This window comes from Methylomagnum ishizawai (assembly GCF_019670005.1).
Taxonomy (GTDB): domain Bacteria; phylum Pseudomonadota; class Gammaproteobacteria; order Methylococcales; family Methylococcaceae; genus Methylomagnum; species Methylomagnum ishizawai.
Genome location: NZ_AP019783.1, coordinates 2,440,172 through 2,466,286 on the forward strand (window position 1 = coordinate 2,440,172; position 26,115 = coordinate 2,466,286).

At 66.3% G+C, this 26,115-nt stretch carries 18 protein-coding genes; 4 read left to right on the forward strand and 14 right to left on the reverse strand.

The genetic code is table 11. The features are described from left to right. Nucleotides 1-32: 32 nt before the first annotated feature. The 4 genes from K5658_RS11100 to K5658_RS11115 are packed head-to-tail and all read right to left on the reverse strand — an operon-like array spanning nucleotide 33 to nucleotide 6,685. Nucleotides 33-3,947 carry an EAL domain-containing protein gene (locus K5658_RS11100; RefSeq protein ID WP_221063205.1) on the reverse strand — a complete coding sequence of 1,305 codons (3,915 nt, stop codon included), beginning with the start codon at nucleotides 3,945-3,947 and terminating at the stop codon, nucleotides 33-35. Continuing rightward, the gene (locus K5658_RS11105) at nucleotides 3,925-4,776 is read right to left on the reverse strand and encodes a response regulator (RefSeq protein ID WP_221063206.1); all 852 of its coding nucleotides are present in this window, start codon (nucleotides 4,774-4,776) and stop codon (nucleotides 3,925-3,927) included. The genes K5658_RS11100 and K5658_RS11105 overlap by 23 nt, the downstream gene beginning before the upstream one ends. Continuing rightward, entirely contained in the window at nucleotides 4,773-6,302 is a 1,530-nt protein-coding gene (locus K5658_RS11110) for a PAS domain S-box protein (RefSeq protein ID WP_221063207.1), read from the reverse strand. The genes K5658_RS11105 and K5658_RS11110 overlap by 4 nt, the downstream gene beginning before the upstream one ends. Before the next feature lie 8 nt (nucleotides 6,303-6,310). Then, nucleotides 6,311-6,685: a hypothetical protein gene (locus K5658_RS11115; protein ID WP_221063208.1), complete on the reverse strand. Its 375-nt coding sequence runs from the start codon at nucleotides 6,683-6,685 to the stop codon at nucleotides 6,311-6,313. A gap of 324 nt (nucleotides 6,686-7,009) precedes the next feature. Here K5658_RS11115 and rdgC point away from each other — a divergent pair, with 324 nt between their 5' ends. Further along, complete coding sequence (rdgC, locus tag K5658_RS11120) at nucleotides 7,010-7,924, forward strand: recombination-associated protein RdgC (RefSeq protein WP_221063209.1); 915 nt, start codon at nucleotides 7,010-7,012, stop codon at nucleotides 7,922-7,924. A gap of 19 nt (nucleotides 7,925-7,943) precedes the next feature. Continuing rightward, nucleotides 7,944-9,647, forward strand: coding sequence for a L,D-transpeptidase family protein (locus tag K5658_RS11130; protein ID WP_246628426.1), 1,704 nt, complete (start codon nucleotides 7,944-7,946; stop codon nucleotides 9,645-9,647). A gap of 74 nt (nucleotides 9,648-9,721) precedes the next feature. Here K5658_RS11130 and K5658_RS11135 read toward each other — a convergent pair whose 3' ends face one another. Then, nucleotides 9,722-9,994: an oxidative damage protection protein gene (locus K5658_RS11135; RefSeq protein WP_221063210.1), complete on the reverse strand. Its 273-nt coding sequence runs from the start codon at nucleotides 9,992-9,994 to the stop codon at nucleotides 9,722-9,724. A 50-nt stretch (nucleotides 9,995-10,044) separates the two neighbouring features. After that, nucleotides 10,045-11,121 carry an A/G-specific adenine glycosylase gene (gene mutY / locus K5658_RS11140; protein ID WP_221063211.1) on the reverse strand — a complete coding sequence of 359 codons (1,077 nt, stop codon included), beginning with the start codon at nucleotides 11,119-11,121 and terminating at the stop codon, nucleotides 10,045-10,047. A 260-nt stretch (nucleotides 11,122-11,381) separates the two neighbouring features. Between mutY and K5658_RS11145 the strand changes: the two genes are divergently transcribed. After that, a complete protein-coding gene (locus K5658_RS11145) occupies nucleotides 11,382-13,178 on the forward strand; it encodes a multicopper oxidase family protein (protein WP_221063212.1) in 1,797 nt (598 codons plus the stop codon). A 355-nt stretch (nucleotides 13,179-13,533) separates the two neighbouring features. Here K5658_RS11145 and K5658_RS11150 read toward each other — a convergent pair whose 3' ends face one another. From K5658_RS11150 to K5658_RS11165, 4 genes are all read right to left on the reverse strand, one after another. Then, nucleotides 13,534-14,049 carry a lipocalin family protein gene (locus K5658_RS11150; protein ID WP_221063213.1) on the reverse strand — a complete coding sequence of 172 codons (516 nt, stop codon included), beginning with the start codon at nucleotides 14,047-14,049 and terminating at the stop codon, nucleotides 13,534-13,536. A 13-nt stretch (nucleotides 14,050-14,062) separates the two neighbouring features. Then, nucleotides 14,063-14,524: a DUF2956 domain-containing protein gene (locus K5658_RS11155; protein WP_221063214.1), complete on the reverse strand. Its 462-nt coding sequence runs from the start codon at nucleotides 14,522-14,524 to the stop codon at nucleotides 14,063-14,065. Nucleotides 14,525-14,626: 102 nt separating this feature from the next. After that, nucleotides 14,627-17,644, reverse strand: coding sequence for a bifunctional diguanylate cyclase/phosphodiesterase (locus tag K5658_RS11160; protein ID WP_221063215.1), 3,018 nt, complete (start codon nucleotides 17,642-17,644; stop codon nucleotides 14,627-14,629). Continuing rightward, complete coding sequence (locus K5658_RS11165; protein ID WP_221063216.1) at nucleotides 17,641-18,513, reverse strand: GGDEF domain-containing protein; 873 nt, start codon at nucleotides 18,511-18,513, stop codon at nucleotides 17,641-17,643. The genes K5658_RS11160 and K5658_RS11165 overlap by 4 nt, the downstream gene beginning before the upstream one ends. Before the next feature lie 240 nt (nucleotides 18,514-18,753). Between K5658_RS11165 and K5658_RS11170 the strand changes: the two genes are divergently transcribed. Next, a complete protein-coding gene (locus K5658_RS11170; protein ID WP_221063217.1) occupies nucleotides 18,754-18,969 on the forward strand; it encodes a hypothetical protein in 216 nt (71 codons plus the stop codon). Nucleotides 18,970-18,981: 12 nt separating this feature from the next. Here the strand turns inward: K5658_RS11170 and K5658_RS11175 are convergent, their stop codons facing one another. The 4 genes from K5658_RS11175 to K5658_RS11190 all read right to left on the reverse strand — a co-directional run bounded on the left by K5658_RS11175 (nucleotide 18,982) and on the right by K5658_RS11190 (nucleotide 25,917). Further along, on the reverse strand, nucleotides 18,982-20,100 hold the full coding sequence (locus K5658_RS11175; protein WP_221063218.1) for a response regulator: 1,119 nt from the start codon (nucleotides 20,098-20,100) through the stop codon (nucleotides 18,982-18,984). Nucleotides 20,101-20,234: 134 nt separating this feature from the next. After that, entirely contained in the window at nucleotides 20,235-23,351 is a 3,117-nt protein-coding gene (locus K5658_RS11180; protein ID WP_221063219.1) for an efflux RND transporter permease subunit, read from the reverse strand. Then, nucleotides 23,348-24,511 (reverse strand): efflux RND transporter periplasmic adaptor subunit, encoded by a 1,164-nt coding sequence (locus tag K5658_RS11185; protein WP_221063220.1) that lies wholly within the window; start codon nucleotides 24,509-24,511, stop codon nucleotides 23,348-23,350. Before K5658_RS11185 ends, K5658_RS11180 begins: the two co-directional genes overlap by 4 nt. Then, nucleotides 24,508-25,917 carry a TolC family protein gene (locus K5658_RS11190; protein ID WP_246628427.1) on the reverse strand — a complete coding sequence of 470 codons (1,410 nt, stop codon included), beginning with the start codon at nucleotides 25,915-25,917 and terminating at the stop codon, nucleotides 24,508-24,510. Before K5658_RS11190 ends, K5658_RS11185 begins: the two co-directional genes overlap by 4 nt. Nucleotides 25,918-26,115 lie beyond the last annotated feature (198 nt).

Genomic DNA, 26,115 nt, shown 5'->3' on the forward strand with positions numbered 1-26,115 from the left:
CAAAGCGGGCTTTGGACTCCAAACCAGAGGAGTCACGCGGCCTGGGCCGGCAGGGCCAACCGCCGGTTGTCCCGGAGCATTCCGGCGAATTCGGTGGCGGGCACCGGGCGGCTCAGGTAATAGCCCTGCATCTCGTCGCAGCGGTTGCGGCACAGGAAGGCCAGTTGCTCCCGCGTCTCCACCCCTTCCGCGATCACCTTGAGGCCGAGGATATGGCCCAGGGCGATCACCGTCTGCACGATCCCGGCGTCGTTGCTGTCGGTCGCTATGTCCCGCACGAAGGATTGGTCGATCTTGAGCCGGTCGAACGGGAAGCGCTTCAAATAGCTCAGGCTGGAATAGCCGGTCCCGAAATCGTCCACCGAAATCTCCACCCCCAGTTGTTTCAAGTCGCGCAGCACCGGGATGAATTGCTCGGGGTCCTGCATGACCATGGTCTCGGTCAATTCCAGTTCCAGGTAGCGGCCTTCCAAGCCCGTGTCTTCGAGGGTGGCGGTGATGAGTTCGGTCAGATGGTCGCCGCGCACCTGCCGGGCCGAAAGATTGACCGACATGCTGAGCTGCGCCAGCCCTTCCCGCTGCCAGGATTTGGTTTGCAGGCAGGCCGCGCGCAAGGCCCAACCACCGATGGGATGGATCAGGCCGGTCTTCTCGGCCAGCGGGATGAACTCGGAGGGCGCGACCAGTCCCAGTTCGGGATGCCGCCAGCGGATCAGGGCTTCCGCGCCGATGATCGAACCGCCCCGCAACTCCACCTTGGGCTGGTAATACAGCTCGAACTGCTCTTGTTCCAGCGCCCGCCGCAGGGCGTTTTCCAACTGTAGCCGTTCCACCGCCAAGCGGCTCATTTCCCGCGAATACAGCCGGAAGCCGTTGCCGCCTTCCTCCTTGGCCCGGTACATGGCGATATCGGCGTGCTTGAGCAGGGTTTCCATGTCCTCGCCGTCGGTGGGGAAGACGCTGGCCCCGATGCTGCCGTTGAGGTATAGCTCGCGCCCCTCGACTTGGAACGGCTGGGCGAAGGCCCGCAGCGTTTTGAACGCCACCCGCTCTATATCCTCCAGCTTGTCGATATCGGCCAGCAGGATCAGGAATTCGTCGCCGCCCTGGCGGGCCACGGTGTCGCCCTCCCGCACCGCGGCCTTGAGCCGCTCGGCCACCGCCAGCAGCAGCTTGTCGCCCAGCACATGGCCGAAGCTGTCGTTGATGTCCTTGAAGCGGTCGAGGTCCAGGAAGAACAGCGCCAACAGCCGCTGGGCGCGGCGGGCGTGGGCCAGGGCTTGGTTCATGCGGTCGGCCAGCAGGGAGCGGTTGGGCAGGCGGGTCAGGGCGTCGTGGGTGGCGAGGTATTCGATATTGGCCTCGTAGCCCTTGCGCTCGGTGATATCGCTGGCGACGCCGTCCAGCCGCAGGGGGTGGCCCTCCGCGTCCCGGATCAGCTTGACCCGGTCCTCCAGCCAGCGGATTTGGCCGTCCGGGCGCAGGATGCGGTATTCGACGGTCAGGACGCCGCTGGTCAATACCTCCTCGGGAATCCGGTTCATCCGTTCCCGGTCCTCCGGGTGGACGGTGTTCAGCCACAGGTTCTTGTCGGCCATGAAATCGGCCACCGGACGGCCCCAGACCCGCTCGGCGGCGGCGTTGAGATAGAACAAGCGGTAATTCCGCAGCGAAATGGACCAGACGATGTTGTCGATGGAACCCAGGATGCTGCTCAGCTTGTCCTCGGAAATCCTGAGTTCCTCCTCGGCGCGTTTGCGCTCGACGAACAGGCCGATCTGGTTGCCGATGGCGGCCAGCAGGTTCATCACTTCTTCCCTGGGATGGCGGATTTCGCGGCTATAGAAGCCGATGGTGCCCAGCACCCGCCCCTCGAACCGGAGCGGGAAAGCGAAACCCGCGTGGATGCCGGCCCGCGAGGCGAGTTCGGAGCGTGGGCAGAGGGCGTCCTGGCCTAGGTCGGCGATCCAGAGCGGTTGCCGGGATTGCCAGACCCGCCCCGGTAGCCCGCTGCCCGGTCCGAACACCATTTCCTGGGTGGCCGCCTCGAAATCATGGACATCCGTGTGCGTATCCCCCCGGCGCCAAGTGCCGACGCAACGCAATAACTTAGCCGCGTCGTCCGTCAAGCAGAGTTCGCCCACGTCCACGTCCCAGTTCAGGGTTTCGCAGATGACCCGCAGCACCTCGGGGGTGGCTTCGGCGAGGCTGGCGGCTTCGGCCAGGATGCGGGCCACCGCGTATTGCGCGGCCAGCCGTTGTTCCGCCCGGCCCCGCGCCGCCTGGTTGCGGAGGTTGGCGGCGCCATAGGCGATATCGTTGGCCAATTCCTCCAGCAGTTCGATTTCGTCCGGGCCGAAGGCGTCGGGGGCGGTGTCGAAGATGCACAGCGCGCCGATGGCTTCTTGGTTTTCCCGCAGCGGCAGGGCGATCATGGCCTGGTAGCCCAGGCGCAGGATGGCTTCCCGCCATCCGGGCCAGCGGGTTTCCGCCGACAGGTCGCGCACGGCCACGGTCTGGCCGGTCCGCAGGGCCGCGCCGATGGGGGTGCCGGATTCGCTGCCATCCATCAGGGCGGGTTCCCAGGCTTGCCCTTCCCCGGCCTGGGCCATGGAGGATAACAAGGTGGAACGGTCTTCTCTGAGCATCCCGATCCAGGCCGTGGGGTAGTTGCCGGTGCCGACGATGATGCGGCACATGTGGTCGAACAATTCCTGCTTTTCCGTGGCGTGGACCAGGGCGTGGTTGCATTCGGCCATGACGCTGCGGGCGCGGAGGGTTTTGCGCAGGGCTTGCTGGGCCAGTTTGCGCTCGGCGATTTCCAGCTTCAGCACCTCGGCCCGCTGCTGCAATTCGGCGTAGAACTCCAGGTTTTCGTAGGCGGTGGCGACCTGGGCGGTGATGGTGGCGGCGATGTCCTCGTCCACCTCGCTGAATTCCACGGCTTCCCGCTTGTTGGCGAGGTACAACCAGCCATAGACCCGGCTGGAGGTGGCGATGGGCAGGCCCAGCCAGCTATGCACCGGCGGATGCCAGGCCGGCAGCCCCAAGGGCGTGGGATCGCCCGCCAGCCCGGCGATGCGGCGCGGGCGCGGTTCGGCCAGCAGGCGGTCCAGCAATCCATCCGGTTGCAGCGGGAAATCGGCGTCCGCCACTTCCGGCGCGCCCATGCCCCAGGTGTAGATCAACCGCGGCCGGGTGCCGTTGTGTTCCAACAGGCCGACCACGGCGTATTGCGCGGCGCAGATGTCGTGGACCGCCCGGCAGAAGGTTTCCAGCAGCGCCTTGGGATCGCGCTGGGAGCCGAGTTCCAATCCCAGCTCGATCAGGGTGGCGAGCCGTAGGCTGATTTCGCCCAGATGGCCCAGCGATTGCGAGGAGTGGGCCGCCAGCCGCCGCCATTCCGCGCCCTGGACCGGATCGGCCTTGGCGATGCGGTCGATCAGCCGTTGCAGGGCTTCGATATCCGAGAGATAGCCGTTCAATTGCCCGGACAGGGCGGTGCCCAGGGTTTCGGGCGTGGGCGGTTCGGCGGGGGCGGGCGCGGCGCTGGCGGCGGGGTGGACGAAGGCGGGTAGTCCCAGCGTGGCCTGCACGGCGGCGAGGATTTCCTCGGGCGAGGAGGGCTTGGCCAGCACGGCGGACACGTTGCGGGTTTCGGCCTGCCGCTGGGCTTCGGGAATCCGGACGCGGTAGGTGGCGGTGTAGAAGATGACCTTGGTCCCGGCCAGGGCCGGGTCGGCCCGCAGTTGATCGACCAGTTGGTAGCCATCCATGCCCGGCATCAGGATATCGGTGATGACGAGGTCCGGCGGGGACGCACGGGCCAGGGCCAGGGCTTCCGCGCCGTTGGCGGCTTCCAGCAGTTGGTGGCCGGCATAGCCCAGGAGGGTGCAGAGGAATTCCCGGTTGAGCGGGCGGTCGTCAACGACCAGGATCGTCGCCATGGGCTTCACCTTGGGGCTGTGGTGTTCCGTCCAGGCAGTCCTCGATTTCCCGCAGCAGGGCCAGCGGCTCGATGGGGCTGTGGAGGTAGCGGGTCGCGCCCAGGCTCAAGGCCAAGGCTTGCTCGTTGCCACCCCACACCGATGCGCTGAGGAACACGAAGGGAATGTCGCGCCAACGCGGATCGCCGCGCACGGTCTTGAGGAAGCCCCAACCATCCACACGGGGCATCCACAGGTCGGAGAGGATCAGGTCGAAGCGGTCCCCGGCCAAGCGGTCCAAGGCTTCCGCGACGCTGTTCGCCGACACCACCCGGTAGCCGAAGGGTTCGAGGATGCCGCGGATCAATTCCTGGTTGTTCGGCGAGTCGTTCACCGACAGGATGCGGCCCCGCCGGGCGGCGGGGATTTCCGGTCTGGCGGGCGCGGGTTCGGGCGGGACGGGTTCGGGCGCGGCGTGGAGGTTATGCGCCAGGAAGCTTTCCACTTGGGGGATGAAGGTTTCCGGGTCGATGGGTTTGGAGATATAACCGTCGAATCCCGCCGATAACAACCGCTCCCGGTCGCCGACCATGGCCAGGGCCGTGACCGCGACGACGGGCGTCTGCCGCAATTCGGGCCGGCTTTTGAGGGCGCGGATCACGCCGTAGCCATCCATGCGCGGCAGGTGGATATCGCAGACGATGAGGTCGGGCCGTTCCGCGAGCGCGGCGACGACGCCTTGTTCGCCGTCGGTGGCGGTTTGCGGCAAATAACCGAAGGCTTCCAACAGGTAGACCATCAGTTCCAGATTGCCGGGGTTGTCTTCGATGATGAGGATGCGGGCATTCATGGGTCCGGTCCGGCGCAGGCCGTGCGGAAGCTCAGGGTGAACACGCTGCCCGTGCCGGCTTCGCTGTGGAAGCCGATGTGCGCCCCGATGAGGTCGGCCAGCTTCCCGCACAGGTACAGCCCCAGTCCGGTGCCGGCGAAGCCGCGGGTGCTGGTGGAATCGACCTGGCTGAAGGCCCGGAACAGCTTGTCCTGATCTTCCGGCTTGATGCCGATGCCGGTGTCGATCACGGCGACCTCGACCTCCTGGCCGCACCGGGCCAGTTCGATCCGCACCTCGCCGCGCAGGGTGAATTTGACGGCGTTGTTGGCGAGGTTGATGAGGATTTGGCGCAGGGCGCGGCGGTCGGTTTCGACCACGACGGGGGCGTCCGGCAGGTTCAGTTTGAAATCCAGGCCCTTCTGCTCGGCCATGGGGCGCAGGGTCTCGGCGATTTCCATCAGCAATTCCTGGCACTCGACCGGCTCGGGGGCGATCCGCACCTTGCCGGATTCGATCTTGGCGAGGTCCAGCAGGTCGTTGATGAGCGAGAGCAGATGCTTGGCGCTGGATTGGATGATGCCGAGCTGGCGTTCCTGGGCGGCGGTGAGGGGGCCGGGCAGTTTCATCAGCAAGGTGCCGGTGAAGCCGATGATGGCGTTCAAGGGCGTCCGCAATTCGTGCGACATCCCGGCCAGGAAGCGGTCCTTGGCCAGGTTCGCGCCTTCCAGTTCCAGGTTCTTTTCCCGCAGTGCCTGCTCGAAGCGCTTGCGCTCGGTCACGTCGCGGATCGAGGCGTTGACCAGGACGCCGGCGTCGGTTGCGAGCGGGCCGAGGCTGATTTCGACCGGGAATTGGCTGCCGTCCTTGTGCAGGCCGTACAGTTCCAGGCCCGAACCCATGGGCCGGGGCCGGGGGGCCTGGAAGTAGCTGGCCCGGTGTTGGGCGTGTATCGGGCGGAAGCCCGCCGGGACCAGCATTTCCACGCTGTGGCCCAGCATCTCCGCGCGGGCGTAGCCGAACAGCCGTTCGGTCTGGGAGTTGACCAGGCGGATGATGCCGTCGCGGTCCACGATCACCATGGCGTCGGGGGCCGATTCCAACAGCCCGCGGAACTGGGCTTCGGAGCGCTGGTGTTCGGTCTCGGCGGAAATATCCTTGGAAATCAATAAGAAGCCCAGGGTTTGGCCGTGGGCGTCGCGCCGGGTGATGACCGCCGAACGGGCGATGAAGCGCTGTCCATCCTTGCGGCGGCGTTGCAGGACGCCTTCCCATTGGCCCTCGCGCAGGGCGGCGTCGAGGATGGCCTGGGGTTTCCCGGCGGCTCTGTCTTCCTCGGGGTAGAGCAGGGAGGAATCGGTCCGGCCCACGACCTCCTCGGGTTCGTAGCCGTAGATGCGCCGCGCCCCCTCGTTCCACAAGAGGATGGTGCCGTCCCGGTCCAAGGCGATGATCGAGTACTCGGTCGAGGCTTGCAGCACGCTGGCGATGAAATCCACCGCGCTTTCGGCGGTGCCGACGATACGGTCGTCGAAGAGCTTGGCCATGTCCGCTGTTATTTGGGCCGGATTGCCGCCGCCATTTGCCGGTGCAGGTCGGCCAGCGCCTTATGGCGCTGGGCCGCTTCGCCGTAGCTGTGGGCCAGGGCGTCGGCGTGTTCGACCAGATCGGGGATATTCTTGCCGTAGGCGCTGTGCAGATGCTCGCGATAGGCTTCGGCTTGGTCGGCCAGGATTTTGGCCTTGGCGGCCTCGGATTCGGCTTCGGCGTCGAGCAGGGCGGCGATTTGTAGATGGTCCGCCGGGGTTTTGGCGGATTTGACGAGGGCGCTGATTTGGACGTCTCCCGCAGGAGGTTCCGCCAAGGCAGGCGGGACCAGGGCGTAGGCGGCGAGCAAAACCAACAAGGACGGGGCGATGTGCTTGGGCATCCGACACCTCCATGGTGGACAATCCGTATAGCCGGGTAATTCCTGACTAAAATAGATTGGCAGCCAACATAGTAGTTCCTGGGGTTTTCCACGGCAAGCGGAACCTATCGATATACGCGGCGCTATGGCGCGGCGTTCCCAGCCATTAGAATGGTCCCCGCGGTTATCGGCGGATGAGGTCGAGCCATGGCGTGGATGTCCGGCTCGATGCGCCGCCGCCTGGGTTCCCTTGGACCAGGGAAAGATACCATCCTTCCGGCCGCGGATGACAAACGCCGCACCGCCCCCCATAATGCCGCGCTTTTTACCAGCACCAAAACAAACATGTGGTTCAAGAATCTGGCACTGCTTCGTTTTACCGAACCCTTCTCCCTGAATGCCACTGAATTGGAGGAACGCCTCCAGCAACGCCGCTTCCAGAATTGCGGTAGCCTCGAACTCGCCAGCTTCGGCTGGTGCGCGCCCCTGGGCCGCGACACCTTCCCCCTGGTCCATGCCACCAATGGTTTCCTGATGATCTGCCTGCAAAAGGAGGAAAAAATCCTCCCGGCCTCGGTGGTGAACGAGGTGGTGGCGGAACGGGTCCAGGAGATCGAGGACCGCCGGGGCACCCCGGTGCGGCGCAAGGAAAAGGACGCGCTGCGCGACGAAGTGATGCAGGATTTGTTGCCACGGGCGTTTAGTTTCAGCCGCCGCGCCTACGCCTATATCGATCCCAAGGGCGGTTGGTTGGTGGTCGATAGCACCAGTGCCAAGAAAACCGACGAACTGACCAGCCTGTTGCGGCAATGCCTGGGTTCCTTGCCGGTGGTGCCGTTCGCCACCCGCGAGCGGCCCAGCCTCGCCATGACCCTGTGGCTGGGCGAGAATGGCCCCCCGCCGGGCGTCACCCTGGAAAGCGAATGCGAACTGCGCTCCCCGGAGGAAGACGGCGGCATCGTGCGCTGCCGCAAGCACGATCTGGGCGCCCCGGAAATCCAAAACCATCTCGAAGCCGGCAAAGAAGTCATCAAACTGGCCTTCACCTGGAGCGACCGCCTCAGCCTGGTGCTGGACGAGAACCTCGCCGTCAAGCGCCTGAGGTTCCTCGACATGGTGCAGGAAGCGGCGGCCGAGGTGGACACGGACGACGCGGCGGAGCGCTTCGACGCCGATTTCGCCGTCATGAGCCTGGAGTTGGCGGCGTTCCTTCCTCAACTGGCCGAGATGTTCGGGGGCGAAAACCTCCAGGCCAAGTAATCGGTAACAGGAAATCGCGATGCGGAACAACAACCAATCCCTGCCTATCCTCCGGCCCCGGTTCGGTGGCTGGATCGCGGCCCTGCTGGTGCTGGGACCCTGGGGGGTCCGGGCCGAGGTCTATACCCTGCCGTCCGGCAGCGACGATTTGATCGGCCAGGTGGAATACGCCACCGCCCGCCAGGAGGACACCCTCATCGATATCGCCCGCAGGACCAGCGTGGGCCAGGTCGAGATGAACATGGCCAATCCCAAGGTGGACCGCTGGCTGCCCGGCGCGGGCACGCGGGTGGTGATTCCGCACCGCTATATCCTGCCCGATTCGCCCCGCGCCGGCATCGTGGTGAACATCCCGGAAATGCGCCTGTATTTCTTCCCGGTGCAATATTCCACCATCACCCACAAGAAGGCCGTGCCGGGCAAGGCCAAGGCCGCCCATGGCAAGGACGGCAAACCGGCCAAGGGCAAGTCCGCCCCGCCGCCGGTCACTTATGTGACCACCACCGAAATGGGCGAGCCAGTCGCCCCGGCTAGCCAGGTCATCACCTATCCGGTCAGCATGGGCCGCATGGATTGGCGCACGCCCATCGGCAAGACCCGCATCGTGCAGAAGGTCAAGGACCCCACCTGGACCCCGCCCGAATCCATCAAGCGCGAACACGCCAAGAAGGGCGAAATCCTGCCCGACGTGGTGCCCGCCGGTCCCGACAATCCGCTCGGGCCCTATGCCATGAAGCTGGGGGTGGCGGGCTATTTGATCCATGGCACCGACCGGGCCGACCCGGCCAAGCCCTTCGGCATTGGCGAGCGGGTGACCCATGGCTGCATGAGGATGTACAACGAGGACGTGACCAAGCTGTTCCCGGAAGTCTCGGTGGGCACGCCGGTCTATCTGGTCAACCAGCCCATCAAGCTGGGCTGGTCGGCGGGCGAGTTGTACATGGAGGTGACGTGGCCGCTGGACGAGGATATCAAGGAGATTCCGGCCAAGTGGGGCGACGACGTGCTCGATGAAAGCAACCTGGGCGAAGAGGAGATCAAGGCGATCCGCGCCAAGAAGCGGACCTTGATGGTCGCCTACCTGACCAAGCTGGGGAACACGCTGATCGAGAAGGAAAACGCCAAGCACGCGATCCTGGTGGACCGCGCCGCGATCAAGGCGGCGGTGGAGCATCCCAACGGGATTCCGGTCTCCATCGGCAAGCTGGCGGAACCGCCGGTGATCGAGACCGCGCCCAGCGAGTACCCGGCGAACCCCTATGGTTCGCCGTATCCCGCCCCGCAAGCGGCACCGGCCTATCCCTACGGCGGCGCGGGCCAAGCCCCGGCACCGAATGCCGGGGTTCCCTACGGCCAGCCGTCGCCCGCCGCGCCGCCCGCGCCGCGCCAATACCCTACCCAACCCCAGGCCGCCTATCCCTACGCGACCACGCCCTATGGATCGGCTCCATCCCGGCCCCAGGCGGCGGAGTATCCCTATGGTGGAACCGCCCAACCCGCTCCGGCGGAACAACCTCAGTACGGCCGACCCCCGGCGACCTATCCCTATGGTGCGCAGCCGCAGCCCAGGCCGGCCCAGTATCCGTCCTATCCGGCGGGCCAGCCCGACCCGTACGCCCGCCCGCCGGCCACGCAATCCTATGGCTCCGAGCGGGGCACCCCGTCTTCCTCCGCCATGCCCGACCCGTTCGCGCCGACGGAAGAGGAGGAGGAAGAACAATAATCCCCCATTGGAAAAGCCCGCCAAGGGTTCGCTCTTGGCGGGCTTTTTTATTGGGGCGGCAGGCGGGAGGCGGGTCAGGCTTTGGGCGGCACGTAGCCTTCCGGCGTGCGGTCCGCGCCGCCGAATAGGTATTTGCTGCGTTCCGCCGCCAGGAATTCACGGGCGGCGGGTTCGAACGGCGTCAGGCGGTGTTCGTTGATGAGCATGGTTTGCAGTTTCAGCCAGCCCTGCCATGCCTCCTTGGAGACGTTCTCGTAAATCCGCTGTCCTTCCGTGCCGGGGAAGGGCGGTTTGTCCAAGCCTTCGGCCTCGGTGCCCAGGCGGGCGCATTGCACCAGATGTGTCATGGTTATCCTCGTGTTTTCAGGGGATGGGTGGGATCGTCCCGGTTGGTGTTTTATAGGTCCAGGGCGAGCTGGCCCCGCGTGGCGTTGCCGCCGGCGATGTCCCGCAGCAATTGGGCGATGGGCGCGGGCAGTCCCACCGCCGCGTCCGGGCCGAACCAGCCCGGCCCGGTGTCCTCGGCCACCCAGGACGCCAAGCCTTCGGCCCGGATCAGCACCGGCACGAAGTCCAGCCGGAAGTGCGTGAAAGTATGCCGGCGCCGGGGGAGCCGCTCAAGCCGGGAAACATCGATCCCCCGTTCCGCGCACCACCCCAACAGGGCGTCCAGCCCGTCGAATTCCGGTAGGCTCCTGAGTCCGCCCCAGATGCCGGCCGGCGGGCGTTTTTCCAGATAGACCGCCCCGTTGCCGTCGCGCAATATCAGCATATGGCATTCCCGTACCGGCTGGGCCTGTTTGGGCCGGGGCGCGGGGATGGCGTCGGTCAGTCCCAGCCGCAGCGCCGCGCAGCCGCCGCGCAAGGGGCAAACCCCGCAGGCCGGGCCGCGCTTGGCGCAGACCGTGGCCCCGAGGTCCATCATGGCTTGGTTGTGGTCGGCCACCCGGAATTCCGGGGTCAAGGCCTCGCTGAGCCGCCACAGTTCCCGTTCCACCTGGGGCGCGCCCGGCCAGCCTTCCAGCCCGGCGTAGCGGCACAGCACCCGCTTGACGTTGCCGTCCAGGATCGGGGCGCGCAGTCCCGAGCCCAGGCTGAGGATGGCCCCGGCGGTGGAACGGCCTATCCCCGGCAACTCCTTCAGTTCATCGACGCTGGCCGGGAAGTGCCCGCCGTGTTGCTCCACCACCATCCGCGCCGCCCGGTGCAGGTTGCGGGCGCGGGCGTAATAGCCCAGCCCGGCCCACAGCGCGACCACCTCGTCCACCGAACCCGCCGCCAGCGCCGCCACGTCCGGGAACCGCGCCATGAAGCGCTCGAAATAGGGGATCACCGTGGCGACCTGGGTTTGTTGTAGCATGATCTCGGAAATCCAGACCCGGTAGGGATCGCGGCCGGTTTGCCAGGGGAGGTGTTTGCGGCCATGCCGGTCGAACCAATCGAGCAGGGCGGTGCGGAAGTCTGCGACGCGCATCGGGAGGGAAGGTGTGGGAAAAGGGCCATTGTAACCCGGCGGCGGGGTCGGGGCGGGATCGTTAAAGTTTGATAAATCAGGAACCGCTAATTTTCTTTTGGGCCTATAGTTAGGCTGGGCCGGCAAAATAGCCAGGCCGGGGCTTCCAGGGTTTGGGGAAGCATCACCATCCGCGCGGGGGATTGGCCGTCACGGCCGAACCCAGGCGAACGGGCCGGGACGGCCTCCGCGCCCAAGATAAGAAAATCGAGGAGAGTTCTATGCACAACCGAATTGATCGCTCGCGCCGCCGTTTCATGTGCCAGGCCGGTTGGGGGGCGTTGGCCGTTTCCGCCTTGCCCGGATGGGTCCGCGCCATGGAAATGCAGGCCATGCCCAGGCTGGCCCCCAACCGCGCCTCGCCCGGTTTCAATCCCGATGTCGAGATCGATATGGCGGCCCAACCGGGGCTGGTGTCGATCCTGCCGGGACCGTCCACCCAGGTCGTGCAATATGTCGCCCAACGGGTCAAGGGACCGGACGGCACCGTGACCGAACTGCCCGGCAGCTATTTGGGACCGCTGCTCCGGCTGCAAAAGGGCCAGAAGGTCCGCATCAACTTCCGCAGCAAGCTGGCGGAACCCACCATCGTCCATTGGCATGGCCTGCATGTGCCCGCCGTGATGGACGGCCATCCGATGCGCGTCATCGACCAGGGCGCAACCTATGTCTACGAATTCGAGGTGCTGAACCGGGCCGGCCTGCACATCTACCACCCGCACCCGCACGAATTGCTAGGCAAGCAGCTGTACCAGGGCATGGCCGGCGGCATCATCGTCAACGACGAGGAGGAGGCCAAGCTGGAACTGCCCGCGGGCGAATACGAAATCCCCATTGTTATCCAGGACCGCCGTTTCGACGCCCAGAACCGGATGGCCTACGCCCCCACTATGCACGACCGTATGATGGGCTATTACGGCGACCGCATCCTGGTCAACGGACGGCCTGAGATGGCGCTGGACGTGGCGAGCCGGGCCTACCGCCTGCGCTTCCTCAACGGCTCGAACGCCCGCATCTACAAGCTGGGCTGGAGCGACGGCACCCCCATCACCGTGATCGGCGTCGATGGCGGTTTGTTGGAAACCCCGGAAACCCTGCCCTACGTCATGCTGGCACCGGGCGAGCGCCTGGATGTCTGGGCCGATTTCAGCGGTAGGGCCAAGGGTTCCGAGTTCACGCTGCGTAGCCTGCCGTTCCAGGGCGTGTTGCCGAAGATGGCGGGCCGGATGATGGGTGGCGGTGGCGGGATGGGCCACGGCATGGGCGGTGGCATGATGGCGGGCATGGCCTTGCCGGTCGGCAGCGATTTCCCCATCTTCAAGGTCCGCGTCACCCGGACCACCGACGACAGTCCCAAGCTGCCCGGCCACCTGTCCAGCTTCAAGCGCTACACCCTGGCCGAGGTCGCCAATCCCGCCAAGCCCATCCCCATCGGTATTTCCGAAGCGCCGATGGCGATGCTGCTCAATGGCAGGCCGTATAAATTCGACGATGTGCAGCCCAACGAGCGCATCCCGGTCGATAGCGTCCAACTGCTGGAAATCTTCCACGCCCATGGTGGCGAAGGCGGGGGCCATGGTGCCGCCGCCCAAGCCGAAGGCGGCCATGGCGATAAACCCCAAGCCGGCATGGGCGGTGGGATGATGGGCGGCATGGGCCACGGCATGATGGGGGGTGGCATGGGGGGGATGGACCATGGCGGCGGGCAATCCGGCGGCATGGGCATGATGGGCGGTATGGGCGGCGGCATGATGCTGTCCATGGCGCATCCCATCCATCTGCATGGCCAGCAGTTCCAGACCATCAGCCGCGGCATCGGGGCCGAAGAGGCGGAGGACTACGCCACGGTCAAGGACGGCTTCGTCGATTCGGGACTCAAGGACACCGTGTTGGTGATGCCTGGCGAGAAGGTCCGCATCATCAAGCCCTTCCAGGATTTCAAGGGCTTGTTCGTCTACCACTGCCACAACATCGAGCATGAGGACATGGGCATGATGCGGGATTTCCTGGTGGAGTGACCCCGCCCGGCGGTGCATAAAAAAGGCGCGGCCTAGGCCGCGCCTTTTTCGCATGGAAACCGTGTGGGTCGCCAAGTATCCCTTGTCCGGCCTTTGGGGGAAGCCAAACAATCTGAGAAGTAAAAAACCGTGTTAACCCCTGCTTGTCCAGGTCGGAGCCTTACTTGGCGGTCGGCGTTTTGGTTTCTCGGGGCGGGGGGTATGACGTTGGCGGTCGGTTCCCTCCGGTTTGCCCCTGGGATCGATATAAATTGTATCCGGGAAAAAAGCCGGTGAAGCCGTTCCAAAAACGTGAATATTCACAATTGACGCGGGATTTGGAAGGTGGTAGGCGTGGGCCCGGCCCGGATTCCGCCTATTCCTGCCGGGGATAGATCAACTGCCCGACCGGGAAGCCCAGGCTTTTGGCCTGGGCGGTCAAGCGGGCCAGGATTTCCGGGTCCAGCCGTGGGTTCCGGGCCAATATCCACAGATAGTCCCGGCTCGGCCCCGCGACCAGCGAATAGCCGTAGCCCGCGCGGTCGAGCGCCAGGATGTGGTAGCCGCCATAGAACGGCCCGAAGAACGAGACCTTCAGGCTGCCCACTTCCGGGCTGCCGATGAAATAGGCTTTGCCCTCGGCTTGTCGCCATATGCCCCGCTCCGCGTCGAAGCCCCGGTTGACCACCCGGACCCCGCCGTCCTCGCGCAGGCTGTATTCGGCGGTGACGCGCGACAGGCCGCGCTCGAAGGCGTGGTCCAGCCGGGCGATTTCATGCCAGGTGCCGAGGTAGCGGCGTAGCTCGAAGCCGTCCACGGCGGTCACGCCCGCGGGGGCCCCCACGCAGCCGGCCAGGAGCAGGCAGGCCGCCCATATCGAAGGAAGACGCATCGGAACCTCCGTCTTAATCGGACCGGTGCGCGGCCCGGAATAGCCAGGCCGACAGCCCCGCCAGCGCCAGGGCCGCCACGACGGAAACCCGGACCGGCACCGTCCACGTTCCTATCGCCACCTCCCAGCCCAGCAGCGCCCGGAGCAGATGGGCCAGCGCCATCAGCCCGAACACGCCGCCGCCCGCGAGCAGGGCCGGGCGCTGGTCCGGGTCCATGGCGGGGCTGGCTTCCGCTTCCAAGGCCGCTCCGCTGGTGGTGGTTTGCTTTTGTTTCAGCAGGCGCTTCCGCAGTTTGTCGCGTTCGCGGGCCTTGGCGCTTTGCTGCTTCTTGTATAGCTCGATGCCCTTGGCGATGCCTTGGGCGATGAGTTTGGTGTGTTCCTTGGTCTGGCCGGGGGTCTGGATGGAGCGGGCCATGCGCAGGGCTTCGGCCTGGATCGCGTCGCCGGGGGATGGGGGATCGGGTTGGGGCATGGCCGGGTCCGTCGGGAAGTGGGCGGGATGGGCCGGGAGCGTAATGTAATCCGGTTGGGATGGGAAGGCGTCGGCCTCCGGTTTCCGCTGCGCCGCGTCCGGCTATGGGAGCGGGTGCGCCCTGGCCCGGAGTTTCGCGCCGAAGCTGTCGGTATCGACCGGCTGGCCGAACAGGTAGCCTTGGAACAGCCCGCAACCATGTTCCTTGAGGAACTCGAACTGCGCCAGGGTCTCCACGCCCTCGGCCACCACCTCCAGCGCCAGGCTCTGGCCCATGCTGATGATGGTGCGCACGATCACGGCGTCGTTGGCGTCGTGGTGCAGGTCCAGCACGAAGGAGCGGTCGATCTTGAGCTGGTCCAGCGGCAGCCTTTGCAGATAGGCCAGCGAGGAATAGCCGGTGCCGAAATCGTCCAGCGAGAAGCGCACGCCCGCGGCCCGGAGCCCCGCGAGGATGGGCACGACATCGTCCAGCTTGGAAATGAGCATCCCCTCGGTGATTTCCAGCTTGAGCCGGTGCGGCGAAATCCCGGCCCGTTCCGCCGCCGCGTGGACGATGCCGGGGAAATCCGGCTGGCGGAATTGGCGCGGACTGATATTGATCGACAGGAAGAAATCGGGGGACAGCCAGTCGCGCGCTTCCCAGGCCCGGATCAGGCCGCAGGCGGTTTCCAGCACCCAGGTGCCGATGTCGATGATGAGTCCGCTTTCCTCGGCCAGGGGGATGAAATCGCTGGGACCGATCCAGCCGCGTTCGGGATGGTCCCAGCGCAAGAGGATTTCCCCGCCCGCGATCCGTCCGGCGGCGTCCACCACCGGCTGGCAGTGCAACTGCAATTGGCCCTGGACGCGGGCTTTGCGCAGTTCCGCCAACAGCGCCACCCTGGCCTCCATCGCCGCCGCCATCGCCGGATCGAAGAAGCAGGCGGTATTGCGCCCGGCGGCCTTGGCCTGGTACATGGCGGCGTCGGCGCGTTTGAGGAAGGATTCGGGCCGTTCCTCGTTGCCCTTGAACAAGGCCACGCCGATGCTCAGGGTGACATGGTGTTCGTGCCCGGCCAGCGTGTAGGGGTCGGCCATGGTGGCGATCACCTTGGCCGCGACCTGTTCGGCGCGGGCGGCGGCGTCCAGGCCGTCATGGCCCAGCCGTTCCAGCACGATCACGAATTCGTCCCCGCCCAGCCGGGCCACGGTGTCCTCGGAGCGCACGGTGCGCGAGAGGATTTCGGCCACCTGGATCAGCAGGGCGTCGCCCACGTCGTGCCCGGCGGTGTCGTTGAGGACCTTGAAATTATCCAGGTCGATGAACAGCAGGGCGCCGTATTGTTCCAGCCGGGCCGAGGCCGCGAAAATCTGCTGTAGCCGGTCGTAGAGCAGGCGCCGGTTGGGCAGCCCGGTGAGGGTGTCGTAATAGGCCAGCCGGCGCACTTGTTCCTCGGCTTGTTTTTGCCGGGACAGGTCGAGGTAGGCGCCGACGTAATGGGTGGTGTCGCCGTCGGTGTTCCTGACCGCGCTGATCGACAGCCATTGCGGGTATACCTCGCCGGATTTGCGCCGGTTCCACACTTCCCCCTGCCAGAAGCCGCGTTCGGCCAATCCCTGCCACATCTCGCGGTAGAAGGCGGTATCGTGCCGCCCGGATTTCACCAGGTTGGAGTGCTGCCCGACGATTTCCTCCAGGGCGTAGCCGGTGCTTTCGCAATAGCGGCGGTTGGCGCGTTGGATCACGCCCTGGGCATCGGTGATGATGATGGCCTCGTTGGCCTCGAAGGCGGAGGCCACCAGGCGCAGTTCCAATTCGGCGCGCTTCATGTCGCTGATATCGATGCAGCAGCCGACGAAGCCCAGGAACCGGCCCCGTTCGTCGCTGCGGGGCCGGGCGGTCTCGACCAGCCAATGGTAGGTGCCGTCGTGGCGGCGCAGGCGGTATTCCATCCGGTAGGGCCGGGGCTGGGCGAGGTATTCGCGGTGGGTCGCGAGGCTGGCGGCCCGGTCTTCCGGGTAGAGCCCCGCCCGCCAGCCGTCGCCCGCCTCCGCCTCCAGGGGGCGGCCGCGGAATTCCAGCCAGCCCCGGTTGAAATAATCGCGCCGGCCTTGGGTGTCGGTGGTCCAGATCATCACCGGGGCGGCGTCGCTCAATTCCCGGAACCGCGCCTCGCTTTCGCGCAAGGCCCGCTCCGCCGCCTTGCGCTCGGACACGTCGCGCGAGGCGCAGAACAACAGCCAGCGCTCGCCCATCTGGATCGCGGTGGCGCTGACCTCGACCTCGAACAGGCTGCCGTCCTTGCGCCGGTGCTGGGTGTCGAACACGGCGGGCTGGCACAGCAATTGGCGGAGCTTTTCCATCAGTTCCGGGCGGGTCCACCGCGCATCCCATTGGGAGACGTGCATTCCTTTCATCTCGCCCCGGCTATAGCCCAGCATCCGGCAGAAGGCATCGCTCATCAGCACCAATTGGCCCTGCTCGCTGAGGACGTGGATGCCGTCGCTGGCGGTTTTCAGCAACAGGGAATTGCGCAGGTTCTCGACATAGAAGGCCCGTTCCAGGCGCTTGCGGATGCGGAGGTCGCGCACGATGGCGCAGCCGTATTCCCGCTCGGCATGGACCACGAGGCTATAGGCCATCTCGACCGGGATGGGGGGGCCTTCCTTGGGCCGCTGCTCGGTCTCCACCCGGATATGGTGGTGGCGGCGCAGGTAGTCCCAATGGCGTTGCCAGCGCTCCTCGGAAAAATGGGTGTCGATATCGGCGAGGTGCAGGGTCCTGAGTTTTTCCTGGTCGTAGCCCAGCATCCGCGCCGCGCCCAGGTTGGCATCCAGCAGACGGCCTTGGGCGTCCATCCACAGGATGGGCTCCAGGGCTTGCTCGATACAGGCCCGCTGGAAATCGAAGGGGGGCGGATCGGCGGCGGGATCGGGGCCGGTGCCGTCCCGTGGCGGCTCCGTCGGGGATTTGCCGCGCCACAGCCCCAGCGTGGCCATGAGGGCGGCCGCGCCCCCGGCCAGCCCGAAAGGTCCTTGGGTCGGCTTGGAAACCAGGAACGCGCAGGGTAGGGCTAGCGCGGCCAGCAACAGGGCCGGCCTCCAGGGAGGGGGGGTGGCGGGGTTGGAGTTTTTCACCGGGTGGGTCGTGCCAAGAGGGTTTCCATCAGCGCGGCCTCGGCGGCGGCATGGATCAGGTCTTCGCAACCCGCCTCGTGGTCCGTCAATTCGGCGACGCCGATGGAGATGCCGGGCGCGGGAGCGGCGGCGGCATCGGCCTGGAGCCGCGCGGTTTCCAGGGCGCGCTCGATGCGGGCGGCCACGCCGCGGCCTTCCTCCAGCCAGGTGTCGGGCATGGCGAGGCAGAATTCGTCGCGGCTATAGCGGGCCAGCCAATCGGTGATGCGGATGTTGGCGAACACGATCCGGCCGAAATGGGCGATCCATTGCCGGACCACGGCTTCGCCCTCGGTCTTGGCGAGGGTGTCGAGCCGGGTCAGGTTGATCCAGGCCAGGGTCAGCGAGCGGCAATGTTTGCGGGCGCTGTCGAACTCCCTGGGCAGCCGGGCGTCCAGATAGCCCCGGTTATGGATTTGCTTATGCTGGACCGGACCCAGGGTGGTATCCAGGCCGCCGCCGAATCCCAGCCGCAGCCCGGTCAATACCCGTTGCAGGCGGTGGCCCAATTGCGCCGCCAAAACCCCGGCCCGGCAAATATCCAGCTCGGGCGGTAAACCCCAGGCCAATACCTGGGTTTCTTCCGTCTCCGAGTCCACGACGACCAGGCCCGGCTTGGCCAGGCGCTCCAAGGCGTGGACCAGGCCGTCCAGGCTTCCCGCGGCCGCCGTATGCAAAACCAGCAATTCGGAGGGGTTTTCATAGGGTTCGGCGGGAACATAGGGAATCGGGACCAAGCCCATGGGGGCCAGGATGCGTTGTGCGTCGGCCAGGGAAAGGCAGGCTTCCGGGACGCACCAAGCCAGGGCGGTCGGGTGGGGGGTATCCATGGTTGGGGGTTTCCTTGGGGGAATGGGGTAATGGCGAAAGATTCTAGTCGGCGTAACGGGGATGTCAAAGCCGGGTGTAAGGGTGGAAATCCTAAGGTTTGGCCGGACCCGGTTTGGTGGCGGCGGGGCGATTTTTCTGGGCGGTGGATGGGCGCAAACCGCCAACCCAATGGTCGAATCCGTTAGGGCCGCAGCCATCGATATCCGGCCGGGGCTTCCTCCACTCCACAGGTATTCGCTATGTACACATCCATCGACCGGTTGGCCCATAGGTTCCACGGCAGCATCGACGAGAAAGCGGGTGCCGTGGTGGTTTGCTTCTCCGATCCGGGCGAGGCGCGGGACTGCGCCCAGGAGATCGAGTCCTCGACCCAGCGCAAGGTTTCGCTGCGCGGCTGCCGGATCGTCATCGAGGGCGACGGGTTCCTGGAACAATTGCGGCAGGCGGGCCTGTAGCCGGCGTGGCGGTCACGGTGGCGCGGGTTCCGGCGGAGGATCGGCGTAGCGTTCGGCGATGGCCCGGAATTCGTCTTCTATCGAGAGGAAGGCATCCACCACGGCGGGGTCGAAATGGCCGCCCCGGCCGGCCACGATGATGGCCTTGGCCTCCGCGTGGGGCATTCCCGCCTTGTAGACCCGGCGGCTGATCAAGGCGTCGTAGACATCGGCCAGCGCCATCAGGCGGGCCGAGACCGGGATGGCCTCGCCGCTCAAGCCCTCCGGGTAGCCGCTGCCATCCCATTTTTCCTGGTGGCTGTAGGCGATTTCCTTGGCGTAGCGCAGGAAGGGGATTTCCGCGCCCAGCGCGCGCTCGGCCTGGGCGATGGCGTCGCGGCCCAGGGTGGTGTGGGTCTTCATGATCTCGAATTCCTCCGGTTCGAATTTGCCCGGTTTGAGCAGGATGCGGTCGGGGATGCCGACCTTGCCGATATCGTGCAGCGGCGCGGACTTGAACAGCAAGTGGACGACCTTGTCGTCGTCGAGGGCGGTGGCGAAGCGGGGATGGGCGCGGAGTTGTTCCGCCAGGGCCTTCACATAGTGCTGGGTGCGGCGGATGTGGTTGCCGGTTTCGTTGTCGCGGGTCTCGGCCAGCGAGGCCAGGATTTGGACGGTGACATCCTGGATGGTTTCCACCTCCTGGATGCGCCGTTTCACTTCCTGTTCCAGGAATTCGTTCTGGTCCCGGAGGAAATCCCGCACCTGCTTCAAGGCCAGATGGGTCTTGACCCGCGCCAGCACGATGGGCGGGCTGATGGGCTTGGCGATATAGTCCACCGCGCCGAGTTCCAGCCCGTGGGCCTCGTCCTCGGCCCCGTCCTTGGCGGTGAGGAAGATGACGGGGATGTCCGCCGTGGCGGGGTCGGCCTTGAGTTGGCGGCAGACTTCGTAGCCGTCTATCTCCGGCATCATGATATCGAGCAGGATCAACTCGGGAGGGGGCTGCGAGCGGGCGATCCGCAGCGCCCGGTCGCCGCGGTTGGCGACCTTGACCTTGTAATGGGCTTCGAGGATGCCGCCCATCAGGCTGAGGTTGTCCGGGGTGTCGTCGACGACCAAGAGGGTGGATTGGGGCGGTGGCTTCGACATGGGGATGGGTTCGGGGCTGGCGTGCTTGAAGGGGGCTGGTATCCGGGGCGGGCACGGAGGCCGGGCCTATAGTAGTTTAGTCGGTGGCGGGAAATAATCGAGGCGGGGTTACTACCGGGCGGATGGGTCCGCCCTTAAATCCCTTCCCATTCCCCGCGCCCGTTGTCCGCCACCGGCAACCGCGGCACGAACAGCCGGTACAACACCGGCACCAACAGCAAGGTCATCACCGTGGCGCTGAACAAGCCCCAGACGATCACCGTCGCCAAGGGCCGTTGCACATCCGAGCCCAGCCCGGTCGCCAAGGACGCGGGCACCAGCCCCAGGATCGCCACCAGCGAGGCGATCAGGATGGGCCTGAGGCAGCGGACCGACCCGCGCAGGATGGCGTCTTCCAACGCCGTGCCCTGGAGCCGCAAATCGGTGATGGTCCGCACGATCAACACCCCGTTCATGATCGATACCCCGAACACGGCGGCGAAACCCACCCCCGACGAGACATTTAGGTTCATCTCCCGGAGGTGCAAAGCGACGGCCCCGCCCACGAAGGCGAAGGGGATCGCCAGCAGCAGGATCAACGCCGCCCGCTGCGAGGCGAACATGGCGAGCAGCAGCACGTAGATCACCGCGATGGTGACCGGGACCAGCAGCGCGAAATGCCCGCCCGCCCGCTTGAGGTTCTCGAACATGCCGAGCCAGGTGGCGCGGTAGCCCGGCGGCACCTGGATTTGCCCCTCGAACTTCCGCTGCGCCTCGGCCACGAAACCGCCCTGGTCGCGGCCCACGATATCGCTGCGCACGGTCAGGCGGCGGCGGCCATCGGCGCGGGCGATCATGGTCTGGCCATCGACGATATCGATGCGGGCGACCTGGGCCAAGGGAATCGGGATGCCATCGGCGTTGTAGACCGGCAAGCGCCCGAGCGCCTGCGGCGAGCGGAGGTATTCCGGGGCGAAGCGCGACACGATATCGAAGCGCCGCTCGCCCTCGAACAAGCTGCCGATGGGCGCTCCGCCGATGGCGGTGTCGATCAAGCGGGTCACGTCCTCGATGCGGACGTTGTAGCGGGCGCAGAGGGAGCGGTCGGGCTGGATCACCAATTGCGGCTGCGGGCCTTCCTGCTCGATGTTCACGTCCACCGCGCCGGGTACTTGTTTCAGCAAGGTTTCCGCCTGCCGCGCCAAGTCCAGCAGCACGTCGGAATCGGAGCCCGAGAACTCAATCGCCATATTGGCCGAGGTGCCGTTGGTGTCCTCGGTCACGCTGTCGATGATGGGCTGGGTGAAATTGAAACGGGTGGTGGGGAATTCCTCGCGGAACCGCGCCCCCAGCGCCGCCACCAGTTCTTGCTTGCGGTGGAATTGGGTCCAGCTGTCGCGGGGTTTCGGTCCCACCATCATCTCGATGCGGCTGGGGGGATAGGGGTCGGTGCCGCTGTCGTTGCGGCCGGTCTGGGCGGCGGCGAATTCGATATCGGGGAATTCCAGGGCGATTTCCCGAAGGCGCTGGCCGAAATGCGCGGTCATTTGCAGCGAGGTGCCTTCCGGGAAATTGGCGCGGACCCAGACCACGCCCTCGTCCATATAGGGCAGGAATTCGGTGCCGAGGCGCGGCACGACGCTTACCAACACGGCCACGAGCAGCAACCCGGCCCCGGCCACGGTCGGCCAGCGCTGGCGCAGCAGGATTCCGAGCAAAGCGCCGTAGCGTTCCGACAGCCAATGCAGCGCCGGGTTTTCCCATTCCCGGAACCCTTTGCGGAACAGGAAGGCCGACAGCACCGGCACCGCCAACAGGGCGAACAAGGCCGCGCCCGCCAAGGCGAACACCAGGGTCAAGGCCATGGGCCGGAACAGCAGCCCCTCGATGCGGGTCAGGGTCAACAGCGGCAGGAAGGCGCCGACGATCATCAGGATCGAGAAGAACACCGGGCGTTCCACATCCAGCGCGGCGGCCAGCACCGTTTGCGGCACGCTGGCGCGTTCGGACTCGGGTTGGTGTTCCCGGAGGTCCAGGCGGCGGGCGATGCTTTCGCACATGATGACCGCGCCATCGACGATGATGCCGAAATCGATGGCCCCGATGGACAGGAGGCCGATGGGGATACCGGCGATATACATCATCACCAGGGCGAACAGCAACGAGAACGGGATGGTCAAGGCCACCAGCAAGGCCAGGGACGGGCGGCCGAAGAAGGCCAGCAGCACCAACAACACCAGGCCTACCCCTAAGCCCACGCTATGGCCGACCGTGTGCAAGGTGCTGTCGATGAGATGGCTGCGGTCGTAATAGGGCGCGACCTTGGCCCCTTCCGGCAAGCCTTCCCCGTTGAGTTCGGCGATGGCGGTTTCCACCCGCGCCAGCACTTCCGACGGGTTCTCGCCCTTGCGCAATAGCACGATGCCCTCGACCGCCTCGTCGGTGCGGTCCTTGCTGAAGATACCGGCGGGCACCTTGGCGTCCAGCCGCACCTCGGCCACGTCGCGCACATAGATGGGCGTGCCGCCGATGGATTTGATGAAGATCGAGCCGATTTCGTCCTCGTCCTGTAGCGCCCCCCGGCCCCGGATCACGAAGGACATGCTACCCCGCGACAACACGCTGCCGCCCGCGCTCTGGTTGTTGGTCTGGATGGCGTCCACCACGTCGTTGACCGAAAGCCCGTAGCGCTGCAACTGCGCCGGGTTGAGCAGGACGCCGTGCTGCTTGGCATAGCCGCCGAAATTGGCGACCTCGGCCACGCCCGCCGCCCGCAGCAGGCGCGGAATCACCACCCAATCGTTGAGGGTGCGCAGTTCCATCAGGTCGAAGCGGCCATCCGACACCAGTTCGTAGCGCAGCACCTCGCCATAGGCGGTCGCCAGCGGTCCCATCTCGGCATCGGCCCCGTCGGGCAGGCCGAGGCTCGATAGCTTTTCCTGCACCCGTTGCCGCGCCCAATAGCTTTCGGTGCCTTCCTCGAAAATCATCTGCACCACCGACAGCCCGAAGATGGTGCGCGAGCGGATGGTTTCCACCCTGGGCACGTTGCGCATGGCGATCTCGACCGGGAGGGTGACTTGGCGCTCGACCTCCTCCGGGGCGCGGCCCGGATAGGTGGTGATGACCTGGACCATCTGGGCCGAGATATCGGGGTAGGCGTCGATCTTCATCTGGGTGAAGGTCCAGACCCCCAGCAGGGACAGGGCCACCACGCCGATCAGGACGATCCAGCGGTAGCGCAGCGCGGCGCGGATCAGCGCGGGAATCATCGCTGCCCCACCGCGCCGTGTTCGGTTTCGCGCAGTCCGGCCAAGAGGGATTGCACCACCAGGGGTTTCAGCAGGATGGCCCCGGTGCCGACGATGGTTTCGCCGCCCTTGAGCCCCCCCAGGATTTCCACATAATCGCCGGCCCGCTCGCCGACCTGGATCGGGTTGACCCGCCAGATGCCGGGGTTTTCCGCCTTCAGCACGTAGTCGGTATCGCCGATGTGCAGCACGCCGTCGGAGGGGGCCAGGACCGCCAAACGGGGGTCGGTGCCGAGGCCGATTTCGGCGTACATGCCGGGCTTGAGCTTGCCTTCCGTGTCCATGAGGGCGAAGAACACCCGGAGCGTCCGCCGTTCGGGGGAGAGCGCGGGCGCGAGGCTGCGCACCACGCCTTTGAACACCTGGCCCGGCAGGCCATAGAACCGGGCTTCGCAGGCTTGTCCCACCGCGACCTGGCTGATCCTGACCTCGGGCACGTCGGCCATGACCAGGGACGCCCCGGCGGGTTCTTTTTCCAACAAATCCGGGTCCACGCCGGCTTGCAGCAAACGGCGTTCCAGGTCGGCGTGGGCGTGGGTGGCCTGGGTCAGGGCGCTTTCGGCGTCGAACACGGCTTTCTCGCCTTCGAGCTGCATTTGCAGGAGGTTGGCTTCCGCCGAGGTGAGGTCGCGCACGGCCTCGGTGCCGGTGGCGACCAGCTTGCGCAGGCGGTCCACCACCCGCGCCTGGGAGTTGTACTGGGCGGCGGTGAGTTCGCGGGTCTTGCTCAATTGCTTGGCGGCGAATTCCATCTCGGTGCCGGTCTTCTGCCAATCGGCGTAGATGCCGGACAGTTCGATGCCGCTGAATTGCCAGCGGTCCTCCATCGGTCCCGCCCCGGCCCTGAGCCGCGCCATCACTGCGCCCGACACCGACAACAGGGGCGTGGTCAGCCGTTCCTGGCGCACTTTCGCGATTTCCAGCTTTTTTTCCAGGAGGCTCCCTGGCCGCACCGCCACCAAGCCCGGCCCGGCCAGGCTCACCGCCGGATTATCTGGATTGGCGACCGGGGGCGCGGCGGGCGGCGCGTTGGCTTCGAGGCTGGGAAAGTGCCAGAACAGGCCGGTGGCGAGCGCCAGGACGGCCAGCGCGGTCGCCGCTTTGACAGTGGGACGGATCATTGCAATACCTGTTTGCCGACGGCGGCGTTGAGCCCGTGCAGGGAATGCCAATAGCCGGAGCGGCTGGCGATATGGAGCCGGTAGGTTTCGCGGTAGGCGCGTTGGGCGTCCAGCACTTCGATGAGGGGTTTGCCGCCCAGTTCGTAGGCGGCGCGGATTTTGTCGCGGACGTTCTTGGCGGCTTCGAGCTGGCCGGGATCGTCCAGCAAGAGGGCGTCGCGGGCGGCGGCGTAGGCCTTGACTGCCTGGTCGATCTCGGCGCGGAGCGCGACCAGTTGGGCTCCCAGGCTGAGTTCGGCCTGGGTCTTCGCCGAGCGGGCCTTGGCGATATTGCCCTGGTTGCGGTCGAATACCGGCACCGTCATTTGCAGGGCGATGTTCCAGGAGTCGGCGTTGGGAAAACCCATCTCGTGCTGGAATTGGTTGGTATAGCCGAAACTGGGCCGCACCTCGGGATAGGCGCGGGTTTCCTCCAGGTCCACGCCCGCCGTGGCGAAGGCGATTTGGCGGCGCAGGGCCACGAGGTCGGGGCGGTTGTCCTCGGCCAGGGCGAAGGCGGCTTCCGGCGCGAGCGGCGCGGCGGGGGCGTTCACGTCCAGATCGCCCGCCACCTCGACCGGGGCTTCCCCGGCCATCCCCAAAAAGGCCCGCAAGCGGCTGAGCGCCCCGGCCAGCGCGGTTTCCCGCGAGCGCACCTCGCGCTGGGCACCATAGATCGACACTTGCACCCGGTCCAGTTCGATGGTGCCGACCCCGCCCAAGGCCACCCGGTTGGCGACGACCTTTTGTACTTGAGACAGGTCGGCGAGGTCTTCCCGCGCCAGGGCCAGTTGTTCCCGCGCTTCCAGCACATCGTAGTAGGCCGCGATGGTGCCCGCGATGCGCTGGCGCACCAGGTCGGCGAATTGGGCGGTCGCCACGTCCACGCCTTTTTGCGCGGCGACGATGGCGGCGGCGCGTTTGCCGAACAGGAACCAGTCGATGGGGAAGCCCACGAGCACATCGGTCTGGGCCGGGCCGCCCTGCTTGGTCGGTCGGAACGGCTGGCCCCAGGGCATCATCAGCAGGTCGGCGGTCACTTCCGGGTTGGGCAGGAGTCCCGCCGTCACCAGATCGGCCTCGGCCTGGCGCACGTTCTCGAACCCGGCCCGGATTTGCGGATCGGCGGCCAGCGCGGTCTGGACCGCGCGGTCCAGGGTGAGCGGGGTGTCTTGCGCCTGAGACGTGGTCGGGGCGGGCCGGGCCTTGGACGCGGGGGCGGCCTGGGGTGGGCGGATGTCATCGGACAGGAGGACCGGGGGGGATTCCGGGGCGGCGCACCCGCCCAGCGCGAGGGCCAAGGCGCAGGCCAAGCCGGAGCGGGCGGTCCACGGGGAAGGGGCGAGGCGGATATCGGAGGGATGCAAGGCCGTTTCCTGGAATTGTGCGGGCGTCCTGGGCTGCGGGCCGGGCCTTGCCGGCAGGTCCGCCACCGGGCGCGGTCGGTCGCATGGCCTGTCCGGCCCTGTCTTGGCTGGGTCGAGGCGACGCTATTTATAGCGGTTGGAGGCTTAAATTGCCACCGCGGGGAAGCCGGGCGCGGGACCGGTGGAATCTGTCTGGTT

What these genes read in the sequence shown, in the direction of transcription:
- K5658_RS11100 (WP_221063205.1), bottom strand. Translation starts at nt 3,947, where the DNA reads ATGGCGACGATCCTGGTCGTTGACGACCGCCCGCTCAACCGGGAATTC.
- K5658_RS11105 (WP_221063206.1), bottom strand. Translation starts at nt 4,776, where the DNA reads ATGAATGCCCGCATCCTCATCATCGAAGACAACCCCGGCAATCTGGAA.
- K5658_RS11110 (WP_221063207.1), bottom strand. Translation starts at nt 6,302, where the DNA reads ATGGCCAAGCTCTTCGACGACCGTATCGTCGGCACCGCCGAAAGCGCG.
- K5658_RS11115 (WP_221063208.1), bottom strand. Translation starts at nt 6,685, where the DNA reads ATGCCCAAGCACATCGCCCCGTCCTTGTTGGTTTTGCTCGCCGCCTAC.
- rdgC (WP_221063209.1), top strand. Translation starts at nt 7,010, where the DNA reads ATGTGGTTCAAGAATCTGGCACTGCTTCGTTTTACCGAACCCTTCTCC.
- K5658_RS11130 (WP_246628426.1), top strand. Translation starts at nt 7,944, where the DNA reads ATGCGGAACAACAACCAATCCCTGCCTATCCTCCGGCCCCGGTTCGGT.
- K5658_RS11135 (WP_221063210.1), bottom strand. Translation starts at nt 9,994, where the DNA reads ATGACACATCTGGTGCAATGCGCCCGCCTGGGCACCGAGGCCGAAGGC.
- mutY (WP_221063211.1), bottom strand. Translation starts at nt 11,121, where the DNA reads ATGCGCGTCGCAGACTTCCGCACCGCCCTGCTCGATTGGTTCGACCGG.
- K5658_RS11145 (WP_221063212.1), top strand. Translation starts at nt 11,382, where the DNA reads ATGCACAACCGAATTGATCGCTCGCGCCGCCGTTTCATGTGCCAGGCC.
- K5658_RS11150 (WP_221063213.1), bottom strand. Translation starts at nt 14,049, where the DNA reads ATGCGTCTTCCTTCGATATGGGCGGCCTGCCTGCTCCTGGCCGGCTGC.
- K5658_RS11155 (WP_221063214.1), bottom strand. Translation starts at nt 14,524, where the DNA reads ATGCCCCAACCCGATCCCCCATCCCCCGGCGACGCGATCCAGGCCGAA.
- K5658_RS11165 (WP_221063216.1), bottom strand. Translation starts at nt 18,513, where the DNA reads ATGGATACCCCCCACCCGACCGCCCTGGCTTGGTGCGTCCCGGAAGCC.
- K5658_RS11170 (WP_221063217.1), top strand. Translation starts at nt 18,754, where the DNA reads ATGTACACATCCATCGACCGGTTGGCCCATAGGTTCCACGGCAGCATC.
- K5658_RS11175 (WP_221063218.1), bottom strand. Translation starts at nt 20,100, where the DNA reads ATGTCGAAGCCACCGCCCCAATCCACCCTCTTGGTCGTCGACGACACC.
- K5658_RS11180 (WP_221063219.1), bottom strand. Translation starts at nt 23,351, where the DNA reads ATGATTCCCGCGCTGATCCGCGCCGCGCTGCGCTACCGCTGGATCGTC.
- K5658_RS11185 (WP_221063220.1), bottom strand. Translation starts at nt 24,511, where the DNA reads ATGATCCGTCCCACTGTCAAAGCGGCGACCGCGCTGGCCGTCCTGGCG.